At 63.9% G+C, this 12,340-nt stretch carries 10 protein-coding genes; 7 read left to right on the plus strand and 3 right to left on the minus strand.

Annotated elements, in window-relative coordinates:
- Positions 1-40 precede the first annotated feature (40 nt).
- Genes AC5ZGW_RS12875 through AC5ZGW_RS12885 form a run of 3 tightly spaced genes read left to right on the plus strand, consistent with a single transcriptional unit; the run spans position 41 to position 4,101 of the window.
- On the plus strand, positions 41-2,242 hold the full coding sequence (locus AC5ZGW_RS12875; protein WP_130222304.1) for an amylo-alpha-1,6-glucosidase: 2,202 nt from the start codon (positions 41-43) through the stop codon (positions 2,240-2,242).
- Between the two features lie 46 nt (positions 2,243-2,288).
- Positions 2,289-2,768: a PRC-barrel domain-containing protein gene (locus tag AC5ZGW_RS12880; RefSeq protein WP_456643517.1), complete on the plus strand. Its 480-nt coding sequence runs from the start codon at positions 2,289-2,291 to the stop codon at positions 2,766-2,768.
- A complete protein-coding gene (locus AC5ZGW_RS12885; protein WP_130222306.1) occupies positions 2,758-4,101 on the plus strand; it encodes an MFS transporter in 1,344 nt (447 codons plus the stop codon). The genes AC5ZGW_RS12880 and AC5ZGW_RS12885 overlap by 11 nt, the downstream gene beginning before the upstream one ends.
- 45 nt (positions 4,102-4,146) lie before the next feature.
- On the opposite strand, the gene glgA is transcribed toward AC5ZGW_RS12885, so the two are convergent.
- Complete coding sequence (glgA, locus tag AC5ZGW_RS12890) at positions 4,147-5,574, minus strand: glycogen synthase GlgA (protein ID WP_130222308.1); 1,428 nt, start codon at positions 5,572-5,574, stop codon at positions 4,147-4,149.
- Between the two features lie 257 nt (positions 5,575-5,831).
- On the opposite strand from glgA, the gene AC5ZGW_RS12895 reads away from it, so the two are divergent.
- The 3 genes from AC5ZGW_RS12895 to AC5ZGW_RS12905 all read left to right on the plus strand — a co-directional run bounded on the left by AC5ZGW_RS12895 (position 5,832) and on the right by AC5ZGW_RS12905 (position 9,408).
- A complete protein-coding gene (locus tag AC5ZGW_RS12895) occupies positions 5,832-7,013 on the plus strand; it encodes a CaiB/BaiF CoA transferase family protein (protein WP_130222310.1) in 1,182 nt (393 codons plus the stop codon).
- A gap of 96 nt (positions 7,014-7,109) precedes the next feature.
- Positions 7,110-8,180, plus strand: a complete 1,071-nt coding sequence (locus AC5ZGW_RS12900; protein ID WP_130222312.1) for an alcohol dehydrogenase — start codon at positions 7,110-7,112, stop codon at positions 8,178-8,180.
- Between the two features lie 145 nt (positions 8,181-8,325).
- The gene (locus AC5ZGW_RS12905; RefSeq protein ID WP_130222314.1) at positions 8,326-9,408 is read left to right on the plus strand and encodes an isocitrate/isopropylmalate dehydrogenase family protein; all 1,083 of its coding nucleotides are present in this window, start codon (positions 8,326-8,328) and stop codon (positions 9,406-9,408) included.
- A gap of 245 nt (positions 9,409-9,653) precedes the next feature.
- Here AC5ZGW_RS12905 and AC5ZGW_RS12910 read toward each other — a convergent pair whose 3' ends face one another.
- Positions 9,654-10,049: a helix-turn-helix domain-containing protein gene (locus AC5ZGW_RS12910; protein ID WP_130222530.1), complete on the minus strand. Its 396-nt coding sequence runs from the start codon at positions 10,047-10,049 to the stop codon at positions 9,654-9,656.
- A 400-nt stretch (positions 10,050-10,449) separates the two neighbouring features.
- Between AC5ZGW_RS12910 and AC5ZGW_RS12915 the strand changes: the two genes are divergently transcribed.
- On the plus strand, positions 10,450-10,911 hold the full coding sequence (locus tag AC5ZGW_RS12915) for a hypothetical protein (protein ID WP_130222315.1): 462 nt from the start codon (positions 10,450-10,452) through the stop codon (positions 10,909-10,911).
- Positions 10,912-11,011: 100 nt separating this feature from the next.
- On the opposite strand, the gene AC5ZGW_RS12920 is transcribed toward AC5ZGW_RS12915, so the two are convergent.
- Positions 11,012-12,334: a dicarboxylate/amino acid:cation symporter gene (locus tag AC5ZGW_RS12920; protein WP_028163071.1), complete on the minus strand. Its 1,323-nt coding sequence runs from the start codon at positions 12,332-12,334 to the stop codon at positions 11,012-11,014.
- Positions 12,335-12,340: the final 6 nt, after the last annotated feature.

Below are 12,340 nucleotides of genomic sequence, written 5' to 3' on the forward strand. Positions count from 1 at the left end.
CGTCCATCGCAAACCCGAGAGAGAGGCGCTCGAGGTCTAAATGGCAGCGGAGATCGTTACGCAGATTTCGACCGTGCGTGTCGTCGAGCAAATCGCGGAATCGCCCTTCTACATTCCGATGACCGGTCCCGCCGCGAGGCCGCGGCGGTCGCTTAAGCATGACGACACGTTCATCGTGCTCGACAGCCATGGCGACATCGGCGCTTCCGCCGGCGGACCCGACGGCCTGTTCAACGCCGATACGCGCTATCTCGCGCGGCTGGAAATGGTGCTCGACGACGTGCAGCCGCTGTTGCTCGGCTCGAATCTGCGCGATGACAACTCGGCGCTGACTGTCGATCTCACCAACTCCGACGTCTATCGGGGCGGCCGGCTGATGCTGCAGAAGGACACGCTGCACATCGTGCGCTCGATCTTCCTCTGGCGCGGCACCGCCTATCAGCGCATCGGTCTGCAAAATCACGGCGATCGGCTGGCGAGCTTCGATCTCACCTTGCTGTTCGACAATGATTTTGCTGATCTGTTCGAAGTGCGCGGCGAGCGCCGGCCCCGGCGTGGCGTAGGCTCGAGCAGGTTGCTCGGCCCGACCGACGTCGTGCTCGAATATGTCGGACTGGACGAACAGTCACGGATCACGGCGCTGCATTTCGATCCCAAGCCGACGCGGCTCGCGGTCAATGCCGCGACCTATCATTTCGAACTGGAGCCCAAGGCGGTCACCTCGCTGTTCATCGCGGTGTCCTGCAACAAGCCGGTCATGCACAAGCCGGTGCCGTTCTTTCGCGGGCTGCTCGCGCATCGCCGTGAGATGCGGCGCTCGACGGCTGGTGCAGCCAGCATCGAGACCTCGAACAACATCTTCAACGAGGTGCTGTGCCAGGCAATGGCCGACCTCAACATGCTGATGACGGAGACGCCGCAGGGCCGCTATCCCTATGCCGGCATCCCCTGGTACTCCACGACTTTCGGCCGCGATGGATTGATCACCGCGTTGCAGATGCTGTGGATCGATCCGCGCATCGCCAAAGGCGTCTTGAAGCGGCTTGCGTTCTTCCAGGCCAAGAGCGTCGATCCGCTTTCCGATGCCGAGCCCGGAAAGATCCTGCATGAGATGCGCGGCGGCGAGATGGCGGCGCTGCGCGAGGTGCCGTTCGCGCAATATTACGGCAGCGTCGATTCGACGCCGCTGTTCGTGCTGCTGGCCGGCCATTATTTCGAGCGCACCGGCGACGAAGCGACGCTTGCGGAACTCTGGCCCTCGATCGAGGCGGCGCTGCAATGGATCGACGGCCCCGGCGATCCAGATGGCGACGGTTTCATCGAATATCAGCGCGCGACGGAGCAGGGCCTCGCCAACCAGGGCTGGAAGGACTCCTACGACGCCATCTTCCATGCCGACGGCAGGCTGGCGGAGGGCTACATCGCGCTCTGTGAAGTGCAGGGCTATGTGTTCGCGGCCAAGCGGCTGCTGGCCAGGGTGGCGCGCCGGCTCGGCTATGCCGACAGGGCAGAGAAGCTCGACAAAGAGGCCGAGACGCTGCGCCAGCGCTTCGAGGACGCCTTCTGGTGCGAGGAACTCGGAACCTATGCGCTGGCGCTCGACGGCAAGAAGGAACCCTGCCGGGTGCGGACCTCGAATGCCGGCCAGCTCCTGTTCACCGGCATCGTGCGCGAAGACCGCGCGCGGCTGGTCGCAGCCGACCTGATGAGCCAGAGCTTCTTCTCGGGCTGGGGCATCCGCACGGTCGGCAGGAACGAGGTCCGTTACAACCCGATGTCCTATCACGATGGCTCGATCTGGCCGCACGACAATGCGCTGATCGCGCTCGGCTTCGCGCGCTACGGGCTGAAACACTCAGTGGCGCACCTGTTCAAGGGGCTGTTCGACGCCGCCAGCTACATGGATCTCCGGCGTTTGCCCGAACTGTTCTGTGGGTTCCAGCGCGAAAGGCGGCGCGGACCGGTGCTCTATCCGGTAGCCTGTGCGCCGCAGGCTTGGGCGAGTGCGACCCCCTTTACGCTGGTGGAGGCGGCGCTGGGGCTCGAATTCGACGCCGCGCGCGGCGAGATCAGGCTGCGCGATCCGCGCTTGCCGGAATTCCTAAATGAGGCGATCCTGCGCGACCTGCAGCTCGGCGCCTCCAGCGTCGATCTGCGAGTCCGCCGCCATAATGGCGAAGTGTCGCTGGAAGTGCTGCGTACACGCGGTCAAATCCAGGTGTCGATCGTGCTGACGCATTGAATGTCGGCCAGAATGTCTAGCTTTATTCCTGGATTGGAGGCCCCCGATGTGGGCGAACATGGTGATGACAATTATTGCCGCGGTCTTTGCCGCAATTGCGGCCGCCCAAGCGGCCGATGATCCGGCGGCACCGGCGCCGGCCAAACCCCCGGCTGCGCAAAAGGAACCGGCGCCTCCACCCTCGGTGACGGTGATCGGCGCCAGGGATGCGCATGGCATTCTCGGACGCGACGTGCGCAGCGCCGCCAATGAGGACATGGGACGAATTGTCGACGTGATCGTCGATCGCGAAGGCACCGTGCGCGCCGCTGTGATCGACTTCGGCGGCTTCCTCGGTGTCGGCAGCCGCAAGATCGTCGTTGACTGGAATGCACTGCATTTCGGCCAGGTCGCCAACAAGAGCGACAGTATCACGCTCGAACTGAACAAGGAGCAGGTGAGCGCGGCGCCGGAATACAAGGAGGATACGCCTCTCATCGTGCTCGGCGCTGCCGGCAGTTTGCGTCCATGGCAATATGACCATTAAAGTCGGAGATACATTGATCGCTCGTCCCTCCTCTTTAACGGACAGGATTGGCGGCGATCGCAGGCGGTCGACGGCGGACGATCACGGTGCGCCACTGGTTCCGGAGTTGCCGGCACCCGAGCCGTCGCGCAAGCCTTCATCCCAGAGCCAGCGCGGTTTAGACTGGTTCATCTTTTTCCTGGCCGATGTGCAGACCGGGTTCGGCCCGTTCGTGGCGGTCTATCTGACCACGCAGAAATGGACCCAGGTCGAGATCGGCTTCGTGCTCTCGATCGGCGGCATCATTGCGTTGCTGGGGCAGATGCCGGGCGGCGCCATCGTCGATGCGGCGCGCTCCGAAAAAATGGTCGCCGGGCTCGCGGTCGCGACCATCGGCTGCGCCGCGCTGGCCTATGCGGTGTGGCCGATCTTCCCGATCGTGGTGGCGGCAGCGACCCTGCACGCGCTCGCAAGCTGCGTGCTCGGGCCGGCGATCGCGGCGATCAGCCTCGGCTTGGTGGGGCCATATGCGATCAGCGAGCGGCTCGGGCGCAATGCCCGCTTCGCCTCGCTCGGCAACGGTTCGGCGGCAGCGCTGATGGGCGCCGCCGGGTATCTGATCTCGAGCCGTTCCGTGTTCCTGGTCACCTTCATCCTCGCGATACCGACCTTGATCGCGCTGTCGCGGATTCGCGAGAAGGAGATCGATATCGCGCAAGCCCATGGCGCCGTTGTCCGCGAGGTGCCCGACAAGAAAGCGACCAGCGTGTTCGCGCTGTGCAGCAAGCGGGCATTGCTGATCTTCGCCGTCAGCATGCTGCTGTTCCAACTCGCGAACGCGGCGATGCTGCCGCTGATGGCGGGCGTGGTGACGATGCGATCCAGTCAGTGGGCGCCGGTGCTGATCGCGGCCTGCATCATCGTGCCGCAGGCGATCGTGGCGCTCGCCTCGCCTTCGGTCGGACGCAAGGCGCAGGCCTGGGGCCGGCGGCCGCTGCTCCTGCTCGCCTTCGGCGCGCTCGTGATCCGCGGCGTGCTGTTTGCGACTGTGCACGATCCCTATCTGCTGGTGGCCGTGCAGATCTTCGACGGCATTACCGCGGCGGTATTCAGCGTCATGGTGCCCTTGATCGTGGCGGACGTCGCCTTCGGCAGCGGGCATTTCAACCTGGCGCAGGGCATCATCGGCACCGCGGTCGGAATCGGCGCATCGCTGAGCACAGTGCTCGCCGGCTATGTCAGCGACAAGTTCGGCAGCAACATCGCTTTCCTGGGCCTCGCGGGCATCGCCTCGCTCGGCCTCCTGATGATCCTCTTGATCATGCCCGAGACGCGACGAACGGCGCCGGCGTGAGTCCCCGCAGCCCGGGTTGCGCTGCGCTCCACCCGGGCTACGGCTCTACGAGATGGCCTGCGGCAGCGCCAGCTTGCGATAGAGCGCGCCGTACAAGGCGGCCGAGATGCTCCAGCTAAAGCTCCGCGCCATGGCGCTGCGGCGCATGGCGTCGAGCCGGTCCTTGGCGACGAACGCCTCGAACGCGCGGTGCACGCCGCCGAGGAAGGATTCCGCCGATGGCTGCGCGAACAGGAATCCAGTCTCGCCGTCCTGGATGGTCTCGGCCAGCCCGCCGGTCTGGTGGCCGATCGGCAGTGAGCCGAAGCGCTGCGCATACATCTGGCTCAGGCCGCAGGGCTCGAAGCGCGACGGCATCAGCGTGAAATCGCTGCCGGCAAAGATCCTTCGCGCCTGGGCGTCGTTGAAGCCGATCGCGACCCCGATCGCGTCCGGCCGCCGCCGGTGTGCTTCCACCAGGGCCTGCTCGATTCCCGGCTCGCCGGAGCCGGTGACGACGATCTGCCCGCCGGCCGCGACGATCTCATCGGCCGCAGACAGCACGAGATCGACGCCCTTCTGGTGCACCAGGCGGGCGACCAGGCCGAACATCGGGCCGCGGGAGACGGCAAGGCCAAACTGCTTGCGGACGTAATCCGCATTGGCCTGCTTGCCGGCCCAGTCGCCGACACCGAACTGCTGCGCGAGCTTGGCGTCAAAGCGCGGGTCCCAGCTCTCGTCGATGCCGTTGAGGATTCCGGTGAGCTGCGCGGCGTCGGAGCGGATGCGCAGCAGGCCCTCGAGCCCGCAGCCGAGCTCTGGCGTCGTGATCTCCTTGGCATAGGTCGCGCTGACGGTCGTCAGATGCGAAGCATAGACGATGCCGCCCTTGAGGAAGGACAGCTTGTCGTAGAACTCGAGCCCGTCGATGTGGAAGGAGCTTTCCGGCGCGCCAATCCGCCGCAACGAGTCTTTCGGGAAGAGTCCCTGATACGCGAGATTGTGGATGGTCAGGATCGAGGGGATGCGCGCGCCGCGCCAGGCCAGATAGGCGGGCGCCAGCGCGGCCTGCCAGTCATTGGCGTGGACGAGGTCGGCTGCCCAATTCTTGTCCAGACTGCCTGCGGCGAGTTCTGCCGCGGCCGACGCGAATCGCCCGAAGCGGATGTCGTTGTCCGGCCAGTCGCGTCCACTCTCGTCGCCGTAAGGGTTGCCCGGACGGTCATAGAGCTGTGGGCACAGCACGACGTAGACCGGCATGCCGTCGCGGGTCGAGGCGCGGCCGATCGAGCATGCGGGCATCTCCGCAAGCGGCGCGCATTCGCCAACGATTTCAATATGAGTGAGTTGCTCGACCACGTCCCGATATCCGGGGAGCATGATCCGGACATCGCTCAGGGGACGCAGGGCTCTGGGAAGGGCGGCTGAAACAGCAGCAAGGCCGCCGACGCGGACGAAATCGTCCATTTCAGTGGTGATGAATAAGACCCTCAAAAAAGCGCCTCGCTCCAACCTGTAAACGACTATGCAAAAATGGTTCCAGTTTTCCTTTGACGAAAATCAAAGGGCCCGCCCAGTCCGGTCTGGTTCAGACGTTTCCCTGTAGAAGCCGCTCCACCTTCTTGTTTGAGCATGGTCCCCGCGCAAGCGCTTCGCGTTTGTCGCGAGGGAAAACCGGTTTCCACTTTTCCGGATCATGCTCTAGGTTCACGCCGCGCCGATAAAAGGTACGGCTCGAGGGAGCTTTGCGAATGACGATAGTCGAGAACGATGAGGGCTATTTGACAAAGAGCCTGGGCGGCCTTCGTGTGCTTGATTTTTCGACGACGATCGCCGGCCCTCATTGCACGCGCATGCTTGCCGATCTCGGAGCGGAAGTCATCAAGATCGAGCCTGCTGAAGGCGAGATGATGCGTACCCGCCCACCGATGCGTAAGCTTTGCTCGACCGCGTTCGGCCAGCTCAATGTCGGCAAGAAGAGCCTGACGCTCGACTTGAAGTCGGCGGAAGGGGTGGAGGTGGTACGCCGCCTCGTCGCGACCGCCGACATCTTGGTCGAGAATTTCCGCCCCGGCGTGATGCAGCGCTTGAAGCTCGATTACGCCAGCCTGCGCGGGCTCAACCCGCGGCTGATCTATTGCTCGATCTCCGGCTACGGCCAGACCGGGCCGTCGGCTGGCCTGCCGGCCTATGCTCCGGTCATCCATGCCGCCTCCGGCTACGACATGGCGCATCTGGCCTACCAGGCCGGGCGGAGCAGGCCCGACTATTGCGGTATCTACATCGCCGACGTGCTGAGCGGCGTCTATGCGTTTGGCGCGATCGGAGCGGCGCTGCATCAGCGGCACAGCAGCGGGGAGGGCCAGCACATCGACGTCTCCATGCTCGAAGCGATGCTGAGCCTGACCTTGAACGAGGTGCAGTGGGCGCAGTTCAAGGTGCGGCCAACGGCGCGGCCGATGTTCGGCCCTGTTGAGACCTCCGACGGCTACGCCATGGTCGCGATCGCCAGCGAGAAGACGTTCCAGAGCTTGATGCAGGTGATCGGTCGTCCCGAATGGGTGAGCGATCCACGATTCGCCAAATATTCCGACCGCCGGGAAAATTGGGCGGCCCTGATGGATGGCGTGGAGGATTGGTCGCGCCGGGTGACGACAGAACAATGCCTCGCCGCGCTCAATGAGGAGGGCGTGCCCTCATCCGCCTATCGCACGGTGGAGCAAGCGCTGGCCGATCCGCAGCTCGCGCATCGCGGCGCTCTGGCCGAGGTCGAGGACGGCGGCGGGACCTTCAAGGTGGTCAACCTGCCGTTCCGGATGTCCGGCGCGAAGGTTGCAGCCGTAAAGCGAGTGTCGACGCTCGGCGAGCACACCCGCGCCTATCTCAAGGAGGCGGGCCTGTCCGACGCGGAGATTGCCGCATTCGCAGGCTAACAGCCGGCAAGGCTGATCGTCGCCCGCCGAGGTTTGTCTCGCGTCGGCAGACGTGGCAATGTTGCCGTAACAACAAAGAATGTTGGGAGAATAAAGATGAAGAGTTTCCAGGTTGCCGAGTTCAACGCCCCCTTGAAGGAAGTCGACCAGCCGACGCCGGAGCCGACCGGGACGCAGGTGCTGATCAAGGTGAAGGCGGCCGGCATCTGCCACAGCGATCTGCATATCTGGGAAGGCGGCTACGATCTCGGCCACGGGCGCAAGCCGCTGTCGCTGAAGGATCGCGGCGTCTCGCTGCCGCGCACGATGGGGCATGAGACCGTCGGCGAGGTGGCAGCGTTCGGGCCGGACGTGAAGCCGGGCGACACCGGTGGCCTCAAGGCCGGCGACGTGGCGCTGGTTTATCCCTGGCTCGGCTGCGGCAAATGCCCGACTTGCCTCGCCGGCGACGAGAATATGTGTGCGGTCAAGCCGAACTCGCTCGGCGTCTATTGCGACGGCGGCTACGCCGATCACATGCTGGTGCCGCATCCAAAGTACCTGCTCAACCTCAAAGGGCTCGATGCCGTCACCGCCGCGCCCTATGCCTGCTCGGGCGTGACCACCTACAGCGCACTAAAGAAGGTCGAGTTCGCCTTCGATTCGCCGATCGTGATCATCGGCGCCGGCGGCCTCGGCCTGATGGCGCTGTCGCTGCTGGAGGCGATGGGTGGCAAGGGGGCGATCGTTGTCGACATCGACGCGCGCAAGCGCGAGGCGGCGGAAGCCGCCGGCGCGCTCGGCACTGTCGACGGCGGGGCGGGCGATGCGCTGGAGCAATTGGCGAAGAAGGCGGGCGCCCCGATCCGCGCGGTGATCGACCTGGTCGGCAACGCCCAGACCACGCAACTCGGCTTCGACTGCCTGGCCAAGGGCGGCAAGCTCGTGATCGTCGGCTTGTTCGGCGGTGGCGCGACCTTCGCGCTGCCGCTGATCCCGATCAAGGCGATCACGATCCAGGGCAGCTATGTCGGCAACCTCCGCGAGACGCAGGAACTGCTCGAACTGGTCCGGACCAAGAAGATTGCGCCGATCCCGGTGACTCCTGTGCCGCTCGCCAAGGCCTATGACTCCCTGCTCGAATTGCAGAAGGGCAAACTAGTCGGCCGCGCCGTGCTGACGCCGTAGGCCGCCACCGTACTCCGCCGTCATGCCCGGGCTTGTCCCGGGCATCCACGTCTTATGGTCGTTCAGCGGTAAGAACGTGGATGGCCGGGACAGGCCCGGCGATGACGAGTTCAAAAACCTTCATTGTTTCGAATGGGGGAATCCCATGTCCGCAAACAACGCCCTCCATATCGCAGTGCTCGGCGGCGATGGCATCGGTCCGGAGGTGATGGCGCCGGCACTCGAAGTGTTGCGCAAGATCGAGGCGGCGACCGGGCTTCGATTCCGCTTCACCGAGGCACCCGCGGGCGCCAACCATTACCGAGAGACCGGCGTCTCGCTGCCGGAATCGACGGTGAGGCTGTGCGAGGAGGCGGATGCGATCCTGTTAGGAGCCTGCGGCCTGCCGTCGGTGCGCTACCCCGACAACACCGAGATCGCGCCGCAGATCGAGTTGCGCTTCCATTTCGATCTCTATGCCGGCGTGCGGCCGGCGCGGCTGATTCCGGGGGTGCCAAGCCCGATCGTCGCCGCGGAGCAGCGCGGCATCGACTTTGTCGTGATCAGGGAATCGACCGAAGGCCTGTTCGCCTCGATGGGCAAGGGCGTCGTCACCGAGGATGAGGCGCGCGAGACCATGCTGATCACGCGCAGGACCTCCGAGCGCCTGTTCGAGTTCTCGTTCCGCCTCGCCGAACGCCGCCAGGCGCGCGGCCGCGTTGGCGGCGGACTGACCTGCGTCGACAAGGCGAATGTGTTCAAGGCCTTTGCATTCTTCCGCGGCATCTTCGACGAGACCGCAAAGCGGCATCCGGATGTCAGGGCCGATCACCTTTATGTCGATGCCTGCTCGGCGCTCATGGTGAAGCGTCCGTGGGATTTCGACGTCATGGTGACGGAGAACATGTTCGGCGACATTCTCTCCGACCTTGCTGCCGGACTGATCGGCGGTATGGGCATGGCGCCGTCAGCCGACATCGGCGACCGCTACGCGGTGTTTCAGCCCTGCCACGGCACCGCGCCCGATATCATGGGGCAGGGCAAGGCCAATCCGACTGCGATGATCCTGTCGGTCGCGATGATGCTGGACTGGCTTGCCGACAAGCATGGGCTGGAGAGCGCGGCGGAAGCCGGTGAACGGATCGAGCGCGCCGTCGACAAGGCCTATGCCGGCGGCATCAAACCGATCGAGATCGGCGGCGGCAACGGCACCGCCGACATCGCCAAGGCCGTGCTGGCGCTGTTGTAGCTTCGAACCCGCGAGAAGAGGGGCCCGACGATCGCGCGACCGATTGTCGCTCTCGGCATCGATGCTGGAACGGACGCGCTTCTGCAAAAGGGCCAAATGCAAAAAGCGCCGCCATCGCGATGGCAGCGCTTCAGCAAAGCCTCGATCCGAACCAACGCATAGCCCGGTGCAGCGTTTTGCCACGGTTCGACGCGCTTGCGCGGATCGATGCGGTCCGCGCCACGAAACGGAGAAGGGCCGACGGCTCAGCCTTCGTTCGCGGCGATCGATTCCATCAAGGACACCAGTTGACGTTGAACCGTCTGGTCCTTGATCTTGCTGTAGGCTCGCAGCAACCTCAGGCTGAAAGCGCTGTCCAGGAAGAGGAGGCTTTCGACCTCGCGCGACTTGTTGTCGCCGTCGTAGAAGAACGTGACAGGCACGTCGAGCGCGGCAGCGATCTGCTGAAGGCGAGCAGCGCCGACACGGTTCACGCCCTTCTCGTACTTCTGGACCTGCTGGAAGCTGACGCCGAGCTTTTCGCCCAGCTCCGCTTGCGAGATCTTTTGCTCCACACGCCGCAGGCGAATCCGTTTGCCCAACTCAATGTCGGGCTTGCCGGCACTGCGTTGCTTCATCTTCTTTGCTGCTGATCTGTTCATTCTGGTTACCCGTCCTTCAAATCGGGAGGCCCTGCGCAGATTGGTCAGGGATTCGTCCATACTTCAGCGTTAACTTTGTCCGGATCGTGAGTTCGTCTCGCGAACCACGGTACTCCAAGCAGACTGTCGAATGGTAGCCAAACGCCGCGTGCTTTGGAAGTATCCAGATACCGGCGTGGTCAGACTACCTAAAGTCGTCAACGCCCGAGATAACTTACGATATCCCGCACTGTGTATTTGGCAAAATATTGGACAAACCACAACTACTACGGGTTGGGTCGACACAGATTTTGAACGCATGCTTACTACCGGCCTCTGCATGCGTGGTTCTACATCCCGTACTTGTACGGGACCTGAACGGCTCTGGATTTGGCCAAAAAATGACAGCGGACATAGCCGCGTGGCGCATCCCTCCCGCGCGTTAGGCGCATTAGAAGGAAAACAGAGCACCAATCACCCGCTGGACAATTTCGCAAAATTTCTGGATCATCTGTTCATTCACGCGCCCGACCACCCGCAGACCTTTGTGGAGAGGCTCATGAAGCGAAGAAATGAAACGCCGCGAATCTATCTCGCAAGTTCGGGAGCGGAAGAAATGCCGGTTGTCCATACCGAAGAACGGTTGCTCTCGCTGCTTGCGACGCTTGAGGAGTGCAGGGACTTCCTCACGGACAAGGCAAGTCCGGAAACGGCGCGTTTGCTGTCGCTGGCCATCCTCGAACTCAGGATGGAGCTGCATCAGGTGACCGACGCCGAGCTCAAGGCGCTGTGCGACCTGATGACTCCGGAGGAGCGGCCGCCGCAGGAAGTAAGGTCGGTCTCCGGCAAGCCGCTGCCGCCGTATCTGAAACTGGTCAAATAGCGCCCGTTTGCGCGTAGCCCGGATGGAGCGCAATCCGGGGCCTAGCCAGATCGTGTGGCGCCCCGGATTACGCTGCGCTCCATCCGGGCTACGATTCACCTCACCCCGCCGTCACGTCGACCAGTTCGTCGCCGTCGAGGACCCGCGTGGCCTTTTCGCGGTCGAGATCGCCTTCCCATGCCGCCACCACGACTGTCGCAACGCAGTTGCCGATCAGGTTGCCGACGGCGCGGGCCATGCCAATGAACCAGTCGACCGACAGCACCAGCACGAGGCCGATGGCGGGAATGGTCGGCACCGCATTCAGCGTCGCCGCCAGGATCACGATCGCCGAGCCCGGCACGCCATGCGCGCCCTTTGAGGTGATCAGGGAGACGCCGAGCACCAGCAACAGATCGCCGAACGACAGCGGCGTGTTGGTGGCCTGCGCGATGAACACCACCGCCAGCGTGAGATAGATCGAAAAGGCGTCGAGGTTGAACGAATAGCCGGTCGGGATCACCAGCCCGACGACGGAGTCCTTGACGCCCAACCGCTCCAGCTTGCGCATGATCTGCGGTAGCACCGCGTCGGACGACGCAGTCGCCAGCACGATGGTCAATTCCTCGCGAAGGTAGGCCAGGAATTTGAGGATATTGATGCCGGCCAGGGCCATGACGCCGCCGAGCACGCCGAACACGAAGATCGCGACCGAGATGTAGAACAGCGCGACCAGCGAGACCAGTTGCTTGAGCGAGCCGACGCCGTATTTGCCGACCGTATAGGCCACCGCGCCGAGCACGCCGAGCGGGGCGGCGCGCACGATCAGCCCCATCGCGCGGAACAGCACCGCCGAGACAGCGTCGATCATGGAGGTGACCTTCTCGCCCTTTTCGCCGCCGACCAGCGCCAGGCTGACGCCGAAGATCACCGCGAAGAACAAGACCTGCAGCACGTCGTTGCGCGCCAGCGCATCGAAGGAGGTGGTCGGAATGATGTTCAGGAGGAAAGCGCCGATGCCGCCGCCCTGCAGCTTGTGGGCGTTGTCGGCATAGGTGTTGAGGGCCTTGGCATCGAGCGTCGAGGTATCGATGTTCATGCCGTGGCCGGGCCCGAACAGATAGGCCAGCAGGAGGCCGACGACCAGCGCGATCGTCGTCATCGCCTCGAAATAGATCAGCGCCTTGACGCCGACGCGACCGACTTTCTTCAGGTCGCCGGCGCCGGCAATGCCGTGCACGACCACGCAGAACACGATCGGTGCCACGATCATCGAGATCAGCTTGAGGAAGGCGTCGCTGAAGATCTTCAGCCCGATCGCGAAGTCGGGGGCGATCACGCCGAGCGCGATGCCGAGCAGCAGCGCGGCAAGCACCTGGACGAAGAGGGATGTGTAGAGCGGCTTGCGGGTTTCGGTAGCTGCTGCGGCTGTGATGCTCGACATGGTCTG

The sequence above is a fragment of the Bradyrhizobium sp. Crot121 genome (assembly GCF_059512385.1).